This is a genomic window from Mesorhizobium sp. M0239, from assembly GCF_040321815.1.
Lineage (GTDB): Bacteria > Pseudomonadota > Alphaproteobacteria > Rhizobiales > Rhizobiaceae > Mesorhizobium.
On the sequence record NZ_JAMYSG010000005.1, the window covers coordinates 1 to 18,458 of the forward strand.

Sequence of the window (18,458 nt, forward strand, 5' to 3'; positions counted from 1 at the left end):
GTTATTAATACCCGCTAGCGGGCTTGGTTGTGATGGTTTGGTAAACCCGGGCTCCGTGAACTATGTTTTGCCCTATTATTTTAATTCCATGGGGGGGCTCTTTTTTGTGCGCGCCGCTCTTTTTCGTGGCGGTGACATGAGCACGACCCCCCTCCTGCAAACGGCTTCCATGGCCTGCAAACCTGCCGGCCGGCTTGCCGCCGGCCTGTTGGCCGTGATCGTGTTTCTTGCCAGCCTTGCCGTGTCAGATCAGGCCTTTGCCCATGCCGCGCTGATCAAGACCGATCCGGCCGACGGCGCGGTGCTGGAACAGGGGCCGGCACAGTTCTCGCTGACCTTCAGTGAGCCGGTGTCGCCACTGGTGCTGACCCTGGTGAAGCCCGACGGAACGCCGGTTGCTCTGACGTCATTCCGTCTCAGCGACCAGACGCTCGAGATCGACAATCCGCAACCGCTCAAATCCGGTACGCATGTACTGAGCTGGCGTGTCATTTCGGCAGACGGTCATCCCGTCGGCGGATCGCTGCTGTTTTCCATCGGCGCGCCAAGCGAACCGCCGGCCGTGTCCGAAGCCGTCGACTGGCCGTTGCGGTCGGCGATCTGGCTCGGCAAGGTTTTTCTCTACCTCGGGCTTTTCCTCGGCGCCGGCGGCGCCTTCGCGCTTGCCTGGCTGGCCGGGGGCGGACAGGCTGGCCGGCGTTTCTCCATCGTTGCAATCCTGTGCGGGCTGGTCGCGGCACCCTTGTCGCTCGGCTTTCAGGGGCTGGACGCACTTGGGGCCCCGCTCTCGCATCTGGCGCAGCCGGTCATCTGGCGGACCGGGCTTAGCACCAGTTTCGGCTGGACAGTGCTGGTCGCGCTGATCGCGCTGGGCCTTGGCCTGCTGTCGCTGGCCGGCCCCCGCGCTACCGCCAAACCATTGGCGCTGGCCGGCCTGGCCGGGGTGGGGGTTGCCCTTGCCGCCAGCGGCCATGCCAGTGCCGCCGAACCGCAATGGCTGACACGGCCGATGGTGTTCCTGCACGGCGTCGGCATCGCGTTGTGGGCCGGCGCATTGGTCCCACTCGGGCTGGCGCTGAAGGGGCAATCGGCGGGGGCCACGCCATTCCTGCGGCGGTTTTCTTGGGCGATCCTGCCGGTGGTGGCCGTGCTTGCCTCTGCCGGCATCGTGCTTGCCGTCGTCCAGGTGCAAACACCGTTGGCGCTGGTCGACACCGCCTATGGAAGGCTGCTGTTGATCAAGCTCGGGCTGCTGGTCTTTCTGTTCACGCTCGCCGCCGTCAACCGCTGGAAACTCACGGCATCGGCCGAGGCGGGATCGACGGAAGTTCAACGCAGGTTGGTCCGCTCGATCGGCGTCGAGATGTTGATCGTGTTGGCGATTTTCGGCGTTGCCGCGGGCTGGCGCTTCACGCCGCCGCCACGAGCCCTCGCGATTGCGGCAGCGCAACCGGTGTCGGTCCATATCCACGCGCTGAAAGCGATGGCCGATCTCAACATCACGCCGGGCCATGCCGGACCGGTCGTCGCCTCGATGATCATCATGAGCGGCGATTTCGGCCCGCTCGACGCCAAGGAGGTGACGCTTGTGCTGTCGAAACCCGATTCGGGCATCGAGCCCTTGAAGCGCGCGGCGGCCAAGCCCGGCGACGGCAGTTGGCGTGTCGACAACCTCGTCATCCCGGTGGCCGGCCGGTGGACGGTGCGCATCGACATACTGGTCTCGGACTTCGAGATGGTGAAGATCGAGGCGCCCGTCGACATCCGCGCCGAGTGATATTCAGGTGATGCCGGCCTGCGAACGGCGGCTTCCTGCGCTTCCGGTGCTCACGTACTTTAAGTACGCTCCGCTCCGGTTCTCGGAAACCACCATTCTCGACTCGGCCTGACCTGAATCTCACACGCCGCGGCATCAACACAATTCGGCGAGGCGGTTGACGCAGCCCGAAAGGCCCGTCAATCATCGCGGCAAAACGCGATCTCAACAAAATCCGAAGGCAGGAAAAAAACGATGGAAAAAGCCGAAATCGGCCTGATCGGCCTTGGCACGATGGGCTCCAACCTGGCGCTCAACATCGCCGAGCACGGGCATCGCATCGCCGTCTTCAACCGCACCAGGGCGCGCACGGATGCTTTCATCGAGAATGCCGGCGCGCTCAGGGACATGGTCGTGCCCTGCTACAGCCTGGAAGAGCTTGCCGCCGCGATCCGGCCGCCGCGCCCGATCATCATCATGGTGCTGGCCGGCATGCCGGTCGACGAACAGATCGCGGCTCTGCGCGGCGTGCTGTCGGCCAACGACATCGTCATCGACGCCGGCAACGCCAATTTCCGCGACACGATGCGGCGCTTCTCCGAGCTTTCCAGCTCGGACCTCACTTTCATCGGTATGGGCGTGTCCGGGGGTGAGGAGGGCGCGCGCCATGGGCCGTCGATCATGGTCGGCGGCACGGAGGACTCATGGAAGCGCGTCGAGAAGGTGCTGACGGCGATCTCCGCCAAGTTCAAGGACGAACCCTGCGCGGCATGGCTCGGCACCGACGGCGCCGGACATTTCGTCAAGACCATCCATAACGGCATCGAATATGCCGACATGCAGATGATCGCGGAGATATACGGCATCCTGCGCGACGGCCTGGGCATGGACCCGAAGGAGATCGGCACGGTGTTCGCCAACTGGAACAAGGGCCGGCTCAATTCCTACCTGATCGAGATCACCGCCAAGGTGCTGGCATCAGACGATCCGAAGACCGGCAAGCCGGTGGTCGACATCATCCTTGATCGCGCCGGCCAGAAGGGCACCGGCAAATGGTCTGTCATCGAGGCGCAGCAGCTCGGCATCCCGGCCACCGCGATCGAGGCGGCGGTGGCGGCGCGCGTTCTATCGTCGATCAAGGACGAGCGGCTGGCGGCGGAAAAGGCCTATGGCAACATCGGCGTGACGAAGATTTCCGGTGACAAGGACGCCTTGCTGAAAGATCTGGAACTGGCGCTGTTCGCCGGCAAGATCGCCGCCTACGCCCAAGGTTTTGCGGTGATGAGCGGCGCCTCCAAGGAATTCAACTGGAACCTGCCAATGCCGACCATCGCCAGGATCTGGCGCGCCGGCTGCATCATCCGCTCGCAGATGCTCGACACCATGGCGGAGGCCTTCAGCAAGGGCGGCGCCTCGACCAACCTGCTGATGGCCCCGGCCTTCATCGCGCTGATGCAGGAAGCGCATCCGTCGCTGCGGCGCATCGTGGCGAGGGCTTCGGAGGCCGGCTCGCCGGTTCCGGCGCTGTCTTCCGCACTTGCCTATTTCGACAGCTACCGCCAGGGCCGCGGCACGTCGAACCTGATCCAGGCGCAGCGCGACTTTTTCGGCGCGCACGGCTTCGAGCGTATCGACGACAAAGGCGCGTTCCATGGGCCGTGGGGAAGCGGTGCGGCTGGTTAGCCCAAGGGCCTAAACGGAAACCGGCGGGCTGAACGCCCGAACCTCGCTGGTGGCGACCAGGCGCTGCAACGAGCCGGGTGCGGCGCCGCCGATCCAGCCGAGCACGGAGCGGGCGAGATCGGAGCCGGCCAGGCGGAAGTTCTCGTTGACGACGAGCAATTCCGGCCGGAACAGGTGCAACAGGTCCGACGACTGCTTGGACACGACATCGACGTCGCGGCCAAGCTTGAGGCCGGCATCCTCGATGCCGGCGACGATCGCCAGTGTCGCGGCGGCAGCGCTGCTGACGAAGCCGTCCGGCCTGTTCTCGCGGCGCATCACCTGCGCGGTTCTGGTCCTGATCTGCTCGATCGTGTGATCGATGGAAACGGTGTTGAACGGAATTTCGCTGGCTCCGACCTCGCTTAGCGCATCGGCAAAGCCGTTCAGCGTGTGGCCATAATAGGTCAGCCCGGGCGGCGGCGACAGAAGCGCCAGCTTGTGCCTGCCCATGCTCGCCAGGCGGCGCACGGCTTCCATCGCGAAAACATGGTTGTCGAAGTCATGGTAGGGATGGACGAGGCCCATGTCGGTGCGCCCATGCGTGGCAAAGGGCATGCCGTGCTCGAGCATGTAGCGGGCGCGCGGATCGTTCGGTTGGGTGCGCGAAATGATGACTCCGTCGGCCGAGCCGGTCTCGACGAGATAGCGGATCGGCTCCATCGGATCCTGCGAGCGGGAATAGGGCGTGACGATCAGGTGATAGGGCGTTTCGGCGAGCACTTCCGAAACGCCGTAGATGATGTCCGAGACGAAGCTCATGATCTCGCGGTCGGTGTTGAGCACGAGGCTGATGACATTGGTCCTGCCGGTGCGCAGACGCACGCCGGCGCGGTTCGGCCGGTAGCCGATCTGCTTGGCGACGAGCTGGACGCGACGCCTGGTTTCGGCGCCGATTTCCGGGGCATCCTTCAAGGCGCGTGACACAGTGGTGACGCCGAGCCCGGTCATGAAGGCAAGCGTCTTCAACGTCGGCCGTCCCTGTGCCGAGGTCTCCCCGTTCTTGTCCGTACGCTGTCTGTCCATTCGTCCCGCCCGTCAGGCGCATAGCAGCCGCGAGCCATGTCGGCAATCGCCGCCATAGCGGTACGATATGCGTTCCAGCCCCGGCAAAGCCTCAATATACTGAAACGTTACAGATTGCCATATCGAGTTACATGTCCATCGCCACGAGGTGGATGGTTCTTTTGCGAAACGCATTGGGATTCCAGGAGAAATCGCCTCTGCCGCCGCCTTTTGTCCGTATCAGGCGGCATTTCGGTGTTTGCGCCGCAGCAAACCATGCTGCAGTGCATGGGAAGCGCGATCATTCATGCGAATTTGTTCGCGGTCCGAAAAAATATCGAGGGCGCTTCGTTGATGGGTTGCACAGCCCGCGCAATTGCCGTATCGAAAATCTGTAACGTTTCAGATTCTGGGAGGAGCCGAAATGCGATACAAGCTTTTGACCGCTGGGCTGGCAGCGACGGCCGCGTTGCAGTTTGCCGGCCAGGCGGCCGCGACGGACCTGGAAGTCACCCATTGGTGGACGTCGGGCGGCGAGGCGGCGGCGGTTGCGGAACTTGCCAAGGCATTCGATGCAACCGGCAACCACTGGGTGGATGGCGCCATTGCCGGCTCCGGCGGCACGGCGCGGCCAATCATGATCAGCCGCATCACCGGTGGCGATCCGATGGGCGCCACGCAGTTCAACCATGGCCGGCAGGCGGAGGAACTGGTGCAGGCCGGCCTGATGCGCGACCTCACCGACGTCGCCACCAAGGGCAAGTGGACTGATGTCGTCCGGCCGAAGAGCCTGCTCGACGGCTGCACCATCGACGGCAAGATCTACTGCGTGCCCGTCAACATCCATTCCTGGCAGTGGCTGTGGCTGTCCAACGAAGCCTTCGCGAAGGCCGGCGTGCCGTTGCCGAAGGACTGGAATGAATTCGTGGCGGCAGCGCCGGCGCTGGAAAAGGCCGGCATCATCCCGCTCGCCGTCGGCGGTCAGGCCTGGCAATCCTCCGGTGCCTTCGACGTCCTGCTTGCGGCTGTGGGCGGTACGGACACATTCCTCAAGGTCTACAAGGACAAGGATGCCAAGTTCGCCGCCGGGCCCGAAGTCGCCAAGGTCTTCAAGGCCGCGGACGATGCCCGCAAGATGGCGAAGAACACCAATGTGCAGGACTGGAACCAGGCGACCAACCTGGTCATCACCGGCAAGGCCGCTGGCCAGATCATGGGCGACTGGGCGCAGGGCGAGTTCCAGGTTGCCGGCAAGACCGCCGGCAAGGATTATACCTGCCTGCCGGGCCTTGGGCTGAACGAGGTGATAGCCACGGGCGGTGACGCCTTCTACTTCCCGCTGCTCAAGGATGCCGACAAGAGCAAGGCGCAGGAGGTGCTGGCCGAGACGCTGCTCGATCCCAAGACGCAGGTTGCCTTCAATCTAAAGAAGGGATCCCTGCCGGTGCGCGGCGACGTCGATCTCAATGCGGCCAACGACTGCATGAAGAAGGGCCTCGCCATTCTTGCCAAGGGCGCCGTCATGCCGTGGACGGACCAACTGCTTTCACAGGACACCCAGAAACAGAAGGAAGACCTTTTCGCCGAATTCTTCGCCAAGCCGGAACTGACCGTCGAAGACGCGCAGAAGCGCTTCGCCGACCTCATCGCTTCGGCGGACTGACGCTGGAGGCAACCCGCCTCATTCCGGCCTTGCGAATGCAGGGCCGGGAATGCACCGCCCTTACCCAGCCGGCTGACGAGATGAGCAAGAGCGAACGCCCCAACCTTCTGTTCCGCAACCTCAATGCGAAGCTCGCCTCGATCCCGATGATCCTCACCGCCATGGTGGTTTTCGTCGGCGGCACCGTTTGGACGGTGCTCTATTCCTTCACCAATTCGAAGCTCCTGCCGCGCCTGAATTTCGTCGGGCTCGACCAGTATTACCGCCTGTGGGCGGCGCCGCGCTGGCTGATCTCGATCGAGAACCTGTTGATCTACGGCGCGATCTCGCTGGTGTTCTCGCTGGTCATCGGTTTTCTGCTTGCCGCGCTGCTCGATCAGAAGATCCGCTTCGAGGACACGTTCCGCACCATCTTCCTCTATCCTTTCGCGCTCTCCTTCATCGTCACCGGCCTGGTCTGGCAGTGGTTGCTCAATCCGGATTTCGGCATCCAGCATGTCGTGCGGGACTTCGGCTGGACGAGCTTCAGCTTCGACCCGCTCTACAATTCCAGCATCGTCATCTACGGCATATCGATCGCTGCGCTGTGGCAAGGCACCGGGCTCATCATGTGCCTGATGCTGGCCGGCCTGCGCGGTATCGACGAAGACATCTGGAAGGCGGCGCGCGTGGATGGGATCCCGATGTGGAAGACCTATCTGTTCATCGTCATCCCGATGATGCGGCCGGTCTTCATCACCACGCTCGTCATCATCGCTTCCGGCATCGTCAAGGTCTATGACCTGGTCGTGGCCCAGACCAGCGGCGGCCCGGGCATCGCCTCCGAAGTGCCGGCCAAGTACGTCTACGACTATATGTTCTTCGCCCAGAACCTCGGCCAGGGTTTTGCCGCCTCGACCATGATGCTGCTCTCGGTGGTGATCGTCATCGTGCCTTGGGCCTATCTCGAGTTCGGGCGACGCAAATGAGCATTGCAGACATCACCGCTCAAGCAAGCACTGCCGCCGGCGCGCGCCAGGACATCGCCGGGCCCTACGGTCCAAAGCCGCGCCGCATGATTTCGCGCCGCAACGTCTTCCTCTACGGCACATTGTTCGTCATGGCGGTCTACTACCTCTTGCCGCTCTATGTCATGGTCGTCACCTCGCTCAAGGGCATGCCGGAGATCCGGCTCGGCAACATCTTCTCACCGCCGCTCGAGATCACCTTCGAGCCGTGGGTCAAGGCGTGGTCAACGGCCTGCACCGGCCTTAACTGCGACGGGCTCTCGCGCGGTTTCTGGAATTCGGTGCGGATCACCGTGCCGTCGGTGCTGCTGTCGATCGCCATCGCCTCGGTGAATGGTTATGCACTGGCCAATTGGCGCTTCAAGGGCGCCGATACGTTCTTCATCATCCTGATCGTCGGCGCCTTCATTCCCTACCAGGTGATGATCTATCCGATCGTCATCATCCTGCGCGAAATCGGCCTCTACGGCAGCCTCAGCGGGCTGGTGATCGTCCATTCCATTTTCGGCATGCCGATCCTGACGCTGCTGTTCCGCAATTATTTCGCCTCGATGCCGGAAGAGCTGTTCCGGGCGGCACGCGTCGACGGCGCCGGCTTCTGGGGCATCTTCCTGCGCATCATGCTGCCGATGTCGCTGCCGATCTTCGTCGTCGCCATCATCCTGCAGGTGACCGGCATCTGGAACGACTTCCTGTTCGGCGTCGTCTACACCCGCCCCGACACCTATCCGATGACGGTGCAGCTCAACAACATCGTCAATTCGGTACAAGGCGTGAAGGAGTACAACGTCAACATGGCCGCAACCATCCTGACCGGGCTAGTGCCGCTGATCGTCTACTTCATTTCCGGCAAGCTTTTCGTACGCGGCATCGCCGCCGGCGCGGTGAAGGGGTGATGGCGATGACGGCAGCCAACGATACCAGCGTTTCGATCCAGGACCTGTCGCTGAATTTCGGCGCGGTGACCGTCCTGGAGACGCTCAATCTCGATGTCGCCGATGGCGAGTTCATCGTGCTGCTCGGGCCGTCCGGCTGCGGCAAGTCGACCTTGCTCAACTGCATTGCCGGCCTGCTCGATGTCTCCGAAGGCCGCATCTTCATCAAGGGCAAGAACGTCACCTGGGAAGAGCCCAAGGACCGCGGCATCGGCATGGTGTTCCAGTCCTATGCGCTCTATCCGCAAATGACGGTGGAAAAGAACCTGTCCTTTGGGCTGCGTGTCGCCGGCACGCCAAGAGAAGAGATCGCCAAGCGGATCGCGCGGGCGGCTGAAATCCTGCAGATCGAGCCGCTGCTGCAGCGTAAGCCGGCCGCACTTTCCGGCGGCCAGCGCCAGCGCGTCGCCATCGGACGGGCGCTGGTGCGCGATGTCGACGTGTTCCTGTTCGACGAGCCGCTGTCCAATCTCGATGCCAAGCTGCGCGCCGAACTGCGCGTCGAGATCAAGCTGCTGCATCGCAAGCTGCAGAACACCATGATCTACGTCACCCACGACCAGATCGAGGCGATGACGCTGGCCGACCGTATCGCGGTGATGAAGGGCGGCGTCATCCAGCAGCTCGATGCGCCGCAGACCATCTACAACCGTCCGGTCAACCGCTTCGTCGCCGGCTTCCTCGGCTCGCCCGCAATGAACTTCGTCGATGGCCGTCTGGAAGACGCGGACGGCGGCTGGCGGTTCGCGGCCGAGGATATCAAGATCCCGCTCGGCACTTACGACTTTGCCAAGCCTCCGGCTCCAGGCCCCGTCACATTCGGTATCAGGCCCGAGCATGTCAGTCTGAACAGTGGCACCGGCTGGCCGTTCTCGATAGCCGCCAATGTCGAGGTGGTCGAGCCCATGGGCTCCGACACGCTGGTCTGGCTGATGCTTGCCCAGCAGAATTTCAGCGTCCGGGTGACCTCGGAACGCACGCCCAAGAACGACGAGGCGGTGACGCTTGGCTTCGATCCGATGCGCGCCTCGCTTTTCGACACGGCAACCGGCACACGCATCTAGCTTCCGAGAACCAACCTTCCAACGACAATCCCCAAGCGAAACGGACAGAGACGATGAATTGGTCATTCCAACTTTACAGCGCCCGCAATTTCCAACCCTGGGACGGTGTGCTCGCCACGCTCGGCAAGCTCGGCTACGCTCAGGTCGAAGGTTTTGGCGGCGTCTATGATGATCCCGAGGCTTTCCGTGCCGAGCTCGACAAGAACGGGCTTGCCATGCCGACTGGGCATTTCTCGATCGACGCTCTCGAGAACGATTTCGACGGCGTGCGCAGAACCGCCGACGCACTCGGTATCACGCTGCTCATCTGCCCTTTCCTGATGCCCGACCAGCGGCCATCCGACGCCGCCGGCTGGCGCGGCTTCGGCGAACGCCTGGCCAAGGTCGGCGACGCCGCGAAAAAGGCCGGCTACGGCTTTGCCTGGCACAACCATGATTTCGAGTTCAAGAAACTTGCCGACGGATCGGTGCCGCAGGACCACATCCTGTCATCCGCGCCCGATGTCAGCTGGGAGATGGACGTTGCCTGGGTGGTGCGCGGCGGCGATGATCCGTTGTCGTGGATCGAAAAACACGGCAAGCGCATCAGCGCCGTCCACGTCAAGGACATGGCCAAGCCCGGCGAGGGGCTGGATGAGGATGGCTGGTCGGATGTCGGCCATGGCACCATCGACTGGGCCGGCCTGGTCAAGGTGCTGCGTGCCAAGAGTGCTGCCCAATACTACGTCATGGAACAGGACAACCCCAACGACATCGAGCGTTTCGCCCGCCGCTCCATCGCAGCCGCCAAAACCTATTAGGAGCAATCAGCATGGCAAAGAAACTTGGCATCGGCGTCATCGGCTGCGGCAACATCTCGAAAGCGTATTTTTCGCTGGCGCCGCTGTTTCGCGGCATCGAGATGCGTGCCTGCGCCGACATCAACATGGAGGCGGCCAGGGCTCGGGCGAAGGAGTTCAAGCTGCGCGCCGAGACCGTCGAAGACCTGCTCAGGGCCGACGACATCGACATCATCGTCAACCTGACCATCCCGGCGGTGCATTATGAGGTGTCGAAGCAGATACTCGACGCCGGCAAGCACGTTTATTCGGAAAAACCGTTCGTGCTGTCGGTCAAGGAAGGGCTCGACCTTAAGAAGCGGGCGCAGAAAAAGGGTCTTCGGATCGGCTCGGCGCCAGACACTTTCCTCGGCGGCGCGCACCAGCTGGTGCGCAACCTGATCGACACCGGCAAGCTTGGCAAGGTCACGAGTGGTACCTGTCATGTCATGGGCCACGGCATGGAGCATTGGCACCCCAATCCGGATTTCTTCTTCCAGCCGGGCGCCGGTCCCGTGCTCGATATCGGGCCTTACTACATCACCAATCTGATCCAGCTGATCGGACCGGTGAAACAGGTCGCGGCCTTCGCGACGACGCCGGCCAAGGAGCGGACGATCAGTTCAAAGCCGCGCGCGGGTGAAAAGATACCGGTCAACACGCCGACGACCATCCATGGGCTGCTGGAGTTCGAGAACGGCGCCGTTATCACGCTCAACACCAGCTGGGACGTCTGGGCCCACGGCCACGCGCCGATGGAACTCTATGGCGAGGCGGGTACGGTGTTCGTGCCGGACCCGAACTTCTTCGGTGGTGACGTTCGCTTCACCGACGCGGCCAAGCCGGTCAAGAAGCTGCCGAACTGGCCGCATCCGTTCGGCGTGCCCAACGAGATGCATTCGCAAGGCATGATGGCCAACTACCGCACATCGGGCCTCGCCGACATGGCGGTGGCGATCGCGGAAGGCCGGCCGCATCGCTGTTCCATGGAACTGGCGCTGCACGCCGTCGACGTGATGACCGGCCTGTTGCGCTCCGGCGAAACCGGCAAGTTCGTCGCCATGCAGACCACCTGCGAACGGCCGGCGGCACTTGGCGTCAAGGAAGCCAAGGCGCTTTTGGCGAAGAAGAAATAGGGCAGCACACCTCAACCCTCTCCCCGTTTCGACGGAGAGAGGGTAAGGGTGAGGGGCAGAGCCAACTCGCCGCGTTGTCGCGATGCAGCCGACCGGCTCGTTTTCATTTGAGGATTTTCCGATGCCCTACACGCCTGCCGAAAACCGCTATGAAAAGATGATCTACAACCGCTGTGGCCGCTCCGGCCTGAAGCTGCCGGCAATCTCGCTGGGGTTGTGGCATAATTTCGGCAACGACACGCCGCACAAGACCAAGCAGGCGATCGCGCGCAAGGCCTTCGACCTCGGCATCACGCATTTCGACCTCGCCAACAATTACGGTCCGCCGCCCGGTTCTGCCGAGACCGCTTTCGGCGAAATCCTGCGCACCGACTTCGCCGCCTACCGCGACGAACTGATCATCTCGACGAAGGCCGGCTACGAAATGTGGGCCGGCCCCTACGGCGAATGGGGCGGGCGCAAATACATTCTGGCCAGCCTCGACCAGAGCCTGAAACGCATGGGGCTCGACTATGTCGATATCTTCTATTCGCACCGTTTCGACCCCGACACGCCGCTGGAAGAAACGATGGGTGCGCTCGACCATGCGGTGCGCTCGGGCAAGGCGCTCTATGCCGGCATCTCGTCCTACAATTCGCAGCGCACGCGCGAGGCCGCCGATATCTTGAAGCAGCTTGGCACGCCTTGCGTCATCCACCAGCCGAGCTATTCGATGCTGAACCGCTGGGTGGAGGAAGACGGCCTGCTCGACACGCTCGAAGGGCTCGGTGTCGGCTCCATCGTGTTCTCGCCGCTGGCGCAAGGCATGCTGACCAACAAGTATCTCGGCGGCATTCCGGACGGCAGCCGTGCTTCCCAGGGCAAGTCGCTGAAGACAGCCTTCATCAACGACAAGACCATCGCCAACATCAAGGCGCTCGACGCCATCGCCAGCAAGCGTGGGCAGACGCTGGCGCAGATGGCGCTGGCCTGGGTGCTGCGCAAGGGCAGGGTGACCTCGGCGCTGATCGGTGCCAGCCGGCCGGAGCAGGTCGAGGACTGCGTCGGCGCGCTCAAGGTGCTCGACTTCAGCGATGCCGAACTCGCCGAGATCGATACCTACGCCCGGGAGTCCGATATCAATCTGTGGGCAGCTTCGGCCGAGCGCAAAGGCCCGCCGCGAAAATAGACCACTCGAGCCGGCAAAATAAGAGCGGCGGCACTCCCGCCGTTTTTCATGGGAAGCCAAATGGCCGCGGTTCAGGGCGTTTTCGGCTTCTGCGCCGTGCCGAGTCCCGCCTTGGGTTTGGCAGGCGCCGGAGCAGAGCTTTTCATCTTCGCCTCGATCCAGCCGGTGTAGTTGACCAGCCGCGTGTAGATGCCGTAGGCGTCCTTGTGGCCGCAGGCAGCACTGCCGTCAGCCGGGCCTTCGCCCCAGCTGACGACGCCGATTTGGACCGGCCCGCCGGTGCCGGTCATGAACAACGGGCCGCCGCTGTCGCCATTGCAGGCATCGCGCACGCCGCTGGTGGTGCCGGCGCAGATCATGTTGCCGGTCAGCGGGTCGGTCATGTCGGCGGCGATCGCATTGGCGGCCGCGTCGATGCCTTTTTTCGAATAGCGCATACGGCGCGACAAATCGCCAAGTGCTGCCTTCAGATCATGTGCATAGATGGCCTTGATGGCGCTGTTGCAGGCCTGGTTCGGCTGCAGGTCGAGGTCGGCGACCATCAGCGTGGTCGGAAAGGTGCCGTCCTGCATCTTGCCCCAGCCGGTGACCGTCGTCTTGCCGGTCTCGGGCGTTGCGTCCTGGGCGACCTTGATGGTCGGAGCGTCGGCCGGTTCGGCAAGCCGAAGCAGCCCGAGGTCGTTGTCGAGGGTCTGCTCGCTGTAGCCTTCGTTGACGATGACCTCCACCACCTTGTGGCGCTTGCCTTCGCTGAGATCGGTTGCACCGGTCAGCACGGTGACGCTCTCGGGCGAAACCGGCTGGCCCTTGTCGTTGAGGCAGTGTGCTGCCGTCAGCACCCATTGCGGCGCGATCAGGCTGCCGCCGCAGAATTGGGCGTTGGCCTGCGATGCCGGATTCTCGTCCAGCCTGTCGGTGGTGAGCAGCGCGACCTGGAACGGGTAGGCTCCCTTTTCGGCCTGGTTGCCGCCATAGACGCGGTCGGCCGCGTCGGGGTTCTCCGCCGCTGCTTTCGCCCTGGCTTCCGTCACGCGCTTCATTGGCGAGACCGCTGCCTCCGGTCGGGCGACCGCTTCGTCGGCCTGGGTGAAATTGGCTGCCGCAAGGACGGCCGCGATGCCGAGCAGCGATGCGGCGGCGATCGGCCTGAACCGATGGATGATGTTCACCTGAAGCCCTCCTGAGACATGTACCCGAGCGGACCAGCCCCGGCACATGATCAACGAAACAAGCCTCAGCCTGGGGATCAGACCGCGCAGCACAGTTGTTGCGGCACGGCAGGAACACCAAGTCGGGCACCGCTTCGCGGATCGCGTTCCTGTGCAGACCTCGCTCAAAATCCTATAGCCCCCCACGGGCTATGTGGAAGCGATTTGTCATTCCAATGTTGTATTAATTTAGGCAATATATCCGCGCGAGTGCCTCTGGCGGGACCTCGACAGACTGTAGGGGTAATGATCAGGTCAGGCACCGGTAATCAAAAACTCCTTTTTTGGCCTCACCACGATCTCGACAATATTTCTGTATCTTGATCCAGTCCTTGCTGACTTTTGGGAGAGTCTCACCATGACAAAACTGACAAACGCACTTGTTGCGTCCGCATTGCTTTCCACCGCAATGTGGACGGTTCCGGCTTTCGCCGCCGATCCTGGTTCCGCCAGTACCGGCAATGGCGAAAGCGCGCGCGACGTGACTTCAGGCGACTACAAGCCCGGGCGGGCAAAGCCAATCCCGCCACCGAAGCTGACCGACGAAGACAGCCGCGCCGCGCCGCTTGCCGACGAGGCAACGGCTGTCAAATCCTACGGCATCGTCGGACGGTCCGCCGATGGCAAGGAGATCAAGATCGAGCCGAGCCAAGCGCTGCGGGAGCTTATCATCAAGGAACTGAACGCTCCGGCCACTGGAAAAGACGGGGCCGAGCGCAAGACCGAGGATCCGGACCTCGGCGAAGGCGAAGCCGGCCGTCAGGTTTTCGGCACCGACGATCGCGAGCAGGTCAAGAACACCAAGACCTATCCGTTCTCGGCAATAGGCTATCTCGAAGCCAAATCGCCGAAGACGGGCAGCTTCGGCAGCTGTTCGGCAACGCTGATCGGTCCGCGAACCGTACTCACCGCCGCGCACTGCCTCTACAGTCATGAGGACAAGGATTGGCTCTCCGACTACCTGTTCGTGCCGGGCCTTAACGGCAGCACGGCCGACGACGCACCGTTCGGCGCCTTCGCCTTCGAAAGCGCCTATGTGCTGCAAGGCTTCATCGACAACTACCAGGGTTATTATGGTTCGGTCCTGCTGTGGGATCTCGGCATCGTCACGCTGAAGCAGGATGTCGGCACCAATCTCGGCTGGCTGGGCTATGCGAACTATGACGATCTCGGCGACTTCACCGCCAATCTCGTCGGCTATCCCGGCGACAAGCCGATGGGCACGATGTGGAAGGCAAACTGCGAAGTGCACGCCGAAAACATCGCGCCGGAATATTTCCAGTACGACTGCGATACGTTCCCAGGGTCGAGCGGCAGCTCGGTCTATGCCTACGACAACAAGGCCAAGCAGCGCATCGTCACCGGTGTCAACGTGGCGGAAAGCCCCGACGCGAACACCGCCGTGCGCCTGAACGCCGCCAATGTCCAGTGGATCAACAGCCTGTATAAGTAATCACTGCGCCTTCGCGGTGGAAAAAGGCGGCGGAGCAATCCCGCCGCCTTTTTCGCGCCGCTATTTGGCTTCGGCTGCAGGCGTGCCGTTGCGCACGTAGCTCTCGATTGCCGAAGCGAAAGTGGGAGAACCCGCCTTGCGCTGCTTATCTATGTAGCCGGCAAAATAGCTCCAGAAAGAGACGGCATAGTCACGGAAATAAGCATCGGTCACTTTGCGCGAACACAAATCGCCGTCGATGCAGAAGGACAGCCGGTTGAGGAAATAGACGATGCGATCGAAATTCTCGCTGAAGTCGGCGAGCGGCATGTCGCCGCCGGAGGCGGTCATCGCCTCGATGCCGATGCGTTGCCGGAACACCTGCTCCTCGGTCGGCGAGGGGTTGGCGCTGAGCAGATTGTCATATTTGGCGTTGAGCGCCGTCAGACGATCCTTCAGGGCACGCTGCGCCTGCTGGTAGTCCTTGTTTTCCCAGAGCTCGACAAGCGACATGGTCTGCTCGACGCGCTTCTGCTCTTGGTTGGCCAGGAACTGGTAGACCGAGAACATCAAGGTGAAGATGATGGCGAGACGCACGGCCATGCCCGACCAGGCATAGACCAGCATGCGCCAATCGCGGTCTGTGAAGGGGTTGCTCTCCTTCTTGATCTCGTGGCTGCTTGGCCACGGGAAACCCTCGGTGGTTTCCTGCAGGGCCGGTTTGCCGGCCTGCGCTTTTGCGGGTGCGGTCATTGCTGTCTGCCTGGTGTTGCCCGTCGGCTTCTTCATCCGCAGCTGTCCAGTTCAATGGTGGCGGAGGGATCAAGCACAATGCCCGGCGTCTCCAGCTTCTTTTTCAGGCATTGCAACTGCAGGCGCGAAATCATGAACTGTACGTCAGGCTCCGCCGCCCCCTTGTTCGGGGACGGCAAGGCTTCGACGACGCCACGCGAGGCGCAGTTGCTGAGATCGACGACAACCGCGTCGCTGCCGCTTTTGGCGAACTGGTCGTACTGATCGAGAAAACATGTCGCCAGTTCCGAGTTGGTGACGATCTGCTTGACGCATAGGCCGCAGGCCTCGTCCGCCGACGCGTTGGCGATCAGCAACAGGCCGCCGGCAAGGCCGACTACCGTTCCACGCCAGGAAAACACAGAATTCTTCACAATCGATCCTATCCATTTCATCCGCCGTCATGCGTCAGCGGCCGGGAATGTTCTCATATCGCGCCGATCGCGCAAGAGCCGCCGCAGAGCCCTGCGCGCCGGCATCCGCTCAGGCGCGCGGCACCGTCTCCAGCGGGAAGATCATTACCGCGCCTTTCGGGCCGCTCTTGTCGGCAAGCCGCATCACCGAGCGGGTTGCCGGCGCCATGCCGAGATCGGTCAGCATGTCGGAGAAGCCGGCGGAGCCCATTCCGCGTGTCGCCGAGGCGACGCCGTCCTGTGCCAGGAAGCTCAGATCCTGCTTCTCGCTCTCCGGCGGCGCCTCGGTCAAAACCGCGATCATCCGTTCCATGCCGAAGCTGGTGTCGGTGAAGGCCAGCAGCCCCTCTTCGAGTATGGCTTGCGGGGCGAGGCGTTCGGCAACGATATGGGTGATCGAATAGTCGCTGCCGACATAGAGCACGTTGATGTCGACCAGCAGATCCGAGCCGTTCCTGGCCAGCACATGCACTTCGTCGCCCGGCGAGACGCGCGGCACAACCGAAGCCTGCAGCGGTTCGAGGCCATCCTTGTCGCGACGTTTGACCTGGAACTGGACGTCGACGTCCTCGGGCCTGTAGTCCGAGGCCGCCGCCAGCCGCGAAAGCCCGGTGGCGCGGAAGATGGTGCGCAGGTTCCTGGTCGTTGCATCGGCCAGTTTCTGGCGGTCGTGAATGATGATCAGCGGCGGTTTGCCGCCCTCCTTCAAGGTCACGTCGCCCGACGCCGGCAGGAACCACAGCGCCGGCTTAGCGGTCGCATCCTTGGCGGCGCCGGGAACGGCATTCTCGCGCATCACCGCGAGGCGGAGGTCGGCGCTCTTGCCGGGCTCGACCAGCTCGATGTTGAAGCCGGTCTCCCTGGCTGTGGCCAGTTCGTCGAGAACCGCATTGACCAGAGCGGTTTCCTTCTCAAGTCCCTTGGCCGCGGCCGGCCGCGCCAAGACGAGCTTGTAGTCGACGGCGATCTCCGCCACCCGCCCATAGGCGTTGGCGGGAATGTCGGCGACTTTGAGCGCCGGCTTCTTGTCGAACTCGACCGGCTTGACGCGGCTTTCCAGGTTTTTTGCCGACTGCACTTCCAAAAATCCGACAGCGTCGGACAGCGGCGATAGCGCCGACGGCAGGATGGCGAGCTTGCTGCCGGGGGTGAGGCGGTGCAGCAGGCCGGCGCCGATCGTCGCTTCGCCGTCCTTGATGACGACAGGCCACTGCATGACCGCGTCGGTCTTGTCGGTGCCGAACACCCGCGCATCCAGTTCGCCCTCGAACAGCGGTGTCGGCCGGGTGCGGCTGTCGGCCGAATATTGCTGCAGCACGGCCTGGCCGAGCTGGCGATAGGTGACGTTGGGATTCTCGGCCAGTTTCGACAGGATGGTGAAGGTGAACAGGCCGAACCGCGGCGCATCCGCGATGCCCTTGGGCAGCGGCATTTCCGGTGTCGTCTCCACCGTCTGCGCGGCATAGAAGGCGACCAGTTTGCCCTTGGTGATCGGTTCGCCACCGGTCGGCGTCAGGGTGAAGGCGGGCTTGCGCGTGCCATTGTCGTCGACGCCGCGCGAGCCGGCGACCGAAATCACCTCGTCATAGGCCTTGATCGCGGCAGCCCGCTCGGCCTCGTTGCCGCCGACCAGGTCGGCGAACTCGACCTTGCGCTCCAACTCGTCATCGACCTCGACGGCGCGTGTCGCGGTGCCGGAATGGCAGCAGTCGAACACGACCCAGACGAAAGCGCCCTTGTCGCGAATGGCGTCGAGTGCCGCGCCGATCTCGTTGTCGATCAGCGCATTGGGCACGCCGGCATCGCGGTTGATCCATTTGCCGATATCGACGGGCAGGAAGATCTCGTCGAGCCCGTCGGTTTCGTCGCCCTTGACCATCTGCGGCTGCTGGGCGCCGTGACCGGACAGATGCAGATAGACGAAATCGTCGCGCTGAACCTTGGCGGCAAGGTCGGCCAATGCGGCCTTGATGGCCGCATGGGTCGGCAGGCCACTGGCGCCGGGGACATCCTTGGCGAGCAGCGTGACGTTCTCCGGCGCGAACCGCACCGGGTCGGGCACATTCTTCAGGAGATAGTCGCGGACGAGGGCTGCATCGTTCTTCGGCCCGACCAGCCAATTCCTCTGCGGAAGGTTGGGATATTCGGTGCAGGCGACCAGCAGCGCATGATAGGTGCGCGATGCGGCCATGGTCCGGAACGACACCATGCCGGCCATGGTCAAAGCGGACGTGCCGACCAGCAGCGTCCGCCGCGTCAATTTGATCATGATTGCTTCCCCAAGCCCGACCGAAATTCCAAGCGCGGCAATCCTCGCTGAAGATATTGTCAGTATTTTG

The 18,458-nt window shown here is 62.9% G+C and carries 15 protein-coding genes; 10 read left to right on the plus strand and 5 right to left on the minus strand.

Annotated elements, in window-relative coordinates:
* Window positions 1-136 precede the first annotated feature (136 nt).
* Window positions 137-1,777, plus strand: a complete 1,641-nt coding sequence (locus NKI99_RS05880; RefSeq protein ID WP_352610119.1) for a copper resistance CopC/CopD family protein — start codon at window positions 137-139, stop codon at window positions 1,775-1,777.
* Window positions 1,778-2,011: 234 nt separating this feature from the next.
* On the plus strand, window positions 2,012-3,439 hold the full coding sequence (gene gnd / locus NKI99_RS05885) for an NADP-dependent phosphogluconate dehydrogenase (protein ID WP_352610122.1): 1,428 nt from the start codon (window positions 2,012-2,014) through the stop codon (window positions 3,437-3,439).
* Between the two features lie 9 nt (window positions 3,440-3,448).
* Here the strand turns inward: gnd and NKI99_RS05890 are convergent, their stop codons facing one another.
* Complete coding sequence (locus tag NKI99_RS05890) at window positions 3,449-4,504, minus strand: LacI family DNA-binding transcriptional regulator (protein ID WP_023812490.1); 1,056 nt, start codon at window positions 4,502-4,504, stop codon at window positions 3,449-3,451.
* 403 nt (window positions 4,505-4,907) lie between these two features.
* Here NKI99_RS05890 and NKI99_RS05895 point away from each other — a divergent pair, with 403 nt between their 5' ends.
* The 7 genes from NKI99_RS05895 (at window position 4,908) to mgrA (ending at window position 12,274) form a co-directional block, all read left to right on the plus strand.
* Window positions 4,908-6,146: an ABC transporter substrate-binding protein gene (locus NKI99_RS05895; RefSeq protein WP_352610125.1), complete on the plus strand. Its 1,239-nt coding sequence runs from the start codon at window positions 4,908-4,910 to the stop codon at window positions 6,144-6,146.
* An 80-nt stretch (window positions 6,147-6,226) separates the two neighbouring features.
* On the plus strand, window positions 6,227-7,114 hold the full coding sequence (locus NKI99_RS05900) for a carbohydrate ABC transporter permease (protein ID WP_352610128.1): 888 nt from the start codon (window positions 6,227-6,229) through the stop codon (window positions 7,112-7,114).
* Window positions 7,111-8,049, plus strand: a complete 939-nt coding sequence (locus NKI99_RS05905) for a carbohydrate ABC transporter permease (RefSeq protein WP_352610131.1) — start codon at window positions 7,111-7,113, stop codon at window positions 8,047-8,049. Before NKI99_RS05900 ends, NKI99_RS05905 begins: the two co-directional genes overlap by 4 nt.
* Before the next feature lie 5 nt (window positions 8,050-8,054).
* On the plus strand, window positions 8,055-9,152 hold the full coding sequence (locus NKI99_RS05910) for an ABC transporter ATP-binding protein (protein WP_352610134.1): 1,098 nt from the start codon (window positions 8,055-8,057) through the stop codon (window positions 9,150-9,152).
* Window positions 9,153-9,205: 53 nt separating this feature from the next.
* On the plus strand, window positions 9,206-9,952 hold the full coding sequence (locus NKI99_RS05915; RefSeq protein ID WP_352610137.1) for a sugar phosphate isomerase/epimerase family protein: 747 nt from the start codon (window positions 9,206-9,208) through the stop codon (window positions 9,950-9,952).
* A gap of 11 nt (window positions 9,953-9,963) precedes the next feature.
* Complete coding sequence (locus NKI99_RS05920; protein WP_352610140.1) at window positions 9,964-11,106, plus strand: Gfo/Idh/MocA family protein; 1,143 nt, start codon at window positions 9,964-9,966, stop codon at window positions 11,104-11,106.
* 121 nt (window positions 11,107-11,227) lie between these two features.
* A complete protein-coding gene (gene mgrA / locus NKI99_RS05925) occupies window positions 11,228-12,274 on the plus strand; it encodes an L-glyceraldehyde 3-phosphate reductase (protein ID WP_023812497.1) in 1,047 nt (348 codons plus the stop codon).
* Between the two features lie 71 nt (window positions 12,275-12,345).
* On the opposite strand, the gene NKI99_RS05930 is transcribed toward mgrA, so the two are convergent.
* On the minus strand, window positions 12,346-13,443 hold the full coding sequence (locus tag NKI99_RS05930) for a S1 family serine peptidase (RefSeq protein ID WP_352610143.1): 1,098 nt from the start codon (window positions 13,441-13,443) through the stop codon (window positions 12,346-12,348).
* A 397-nt stretch (window positions 13,444-13,840) separates the two neighbouring features.
* Here NKI99_RS05930 and NKI99_RS05935 point away from each other — a divergent pair, with 397 nt between their 5' ends.
* Complete coding sequence (locus tag NKI99_RS05935; protein WP_352610145.1) at window positions 13,841-14,935, plus strand: trypsin-like serine peptidase; 1,095 nt, start codon at window positions 13,841-13,843, stop codon at window positions 14,933-14,935.
* A 60-nt stretch (window positions 14,936-14,995) separates the two neighbouring features.
* Here the strand turns inward: NKI99_RS05935 and NKI99_RS05940 are convergent, their stop codons facing one another.
* The 3 genes from NKI99_RS05940 to NKI99_RS05950 all read right to left on the minus strand — a co-directional run bounded on the left by NKI99_RS05940 (window position 14,996) and on the right by NKI99_RS05950 (window position 18,388).
* Window positions 14,996-15,703, minus strand: coding sequence for a DUF4760 domain-containing protein (locus NKI99_RS05940; RefSeq protein ID WP_352440844.1), 708 nt, complete (start codon window positions 15,701-15,703; stop codon window positions 14,996-14,998).
* Window positions 15,700-16,023, minus strand: a complete 324-nt coding sequence (locus NKI99_RS05945; RefSeq protein WP_245486102.1) for a hypothetical protein — start codon at window positions 16,021-16,023, stop codon at window positions 15,700-15,702. Before NKI99_RS05945 ends, NKI99_RS05940 begins: the two co-directional genes overlap by 4 nt.
* Window positions 16,024-16,189: 166 nt before the next feature.
* Window positions 16,190-18,388 carry a caspase family protein gene (locus NKI99_RS05950; protein WP_352610148.1) on the minus strand — a complete coding sequence of 733 codons (2,199 nt, stop codon included), beginning with the start codon at window positions 18,386-18,388 and terminating at the stop codon, window positions 16,190-16,192.
* Window positions 18,389-18,458: the final 70 nt, after the last annotated feature.

Excerpts from the sequence above, each read along its gene's own strand:
- NKI99_RS05910 (WP_352610134.1), top strand. The coding sequence starts at position 8,055 with ATGACGGCAGCCAACGATACCAGCGTTTCGATCCAGGACCTGTCGCTG.
- mgrA (WP_023812497.1), top strand. The coding sequence starts at position 11,228 with ATGCCCTACACGCCTGCCGAAAACCGCTATGAAAAGATGATCTACAAC.
- NKI99_RS05900 (WP_352610128.1), top strand. The coding sequence starts at position 6,227 with ATGAGCAAGAGCGAACGCCCCAACCTTCTGTTCCGCAACCTCAATGCG.
- NKI99_RS05880 (WP_352610119.1), top strand. The coding sequence starts at position 137 with ATGAGCACGACCCCCCTCCTGCAAACGGCTTCCATGGCCTGCAAACCT.
- NKI99_RS05895 (WP_352610125.1), top strand. The coding sequence starts at position 4,908 with ATGCGATACAAGCTTTTGACCGCTGGGCTGGCAGCGACGGCCGCGTTG.
- NKI99_RS05915 (WP_352610137.1), top strand. The coding sequence starts at position 9,206 with ATGAATTGGTCATTCCAACTTTACAGCGCCCGCAATTTCCAACCCTGG.
- NKI99_RS05920 (WP_352610140.1), top strand. The coding sequence starts at position 9,964 with ATGGCAAAGAAACTTGGCATCGGCGTCATCGGCTGCGGCAACATCTCG.
- NKI99_RS05935 (WP_352610145.1), top strand. The coding sequence starts at position 13,841 with ATGACAAAACTGACAAACGCACTTGTTGCGTCCGCATTGCTTTCCACC.
- NKI99_RS05940 (WP_352440844.1), bottom strand. The coding sequence starts at position 15,703 with ATGAAGAAGCCGACGGGCAACACCAGGCAGACAGCAATGACCGCACCC.
- NKI99_RS05890 (WP_023812490.1), bottom strand. The coding sequence starts at position 4,504 with ATGGACAGACAGCGTACGGACAAGAACGGGGAGACCTCGGCACAGGGA.
- gnd (WP_352610122.1), top strand. The coding sequence starts at position 2,012 with ATGGAAAAAGCCGAAATCGGCCTGATCGGCCTTGGCACGATGGGCTCC.
- NKI99_RS05950 (WP_352610148.1), bottom strand. The coding sequence starts at position 18,388 with ATGATCAAATTGACGCGGCGGACGCTGCTGGTCGGCACGTCCGCTTTG.
- NKI99_RS05905 (WP_352610131.1), top strand. The coding sequence starts at position 7,111 with ATGAGCATTGCAGACATCACCGCTCAAGCAAGCACTGCCGCCGGCGCG.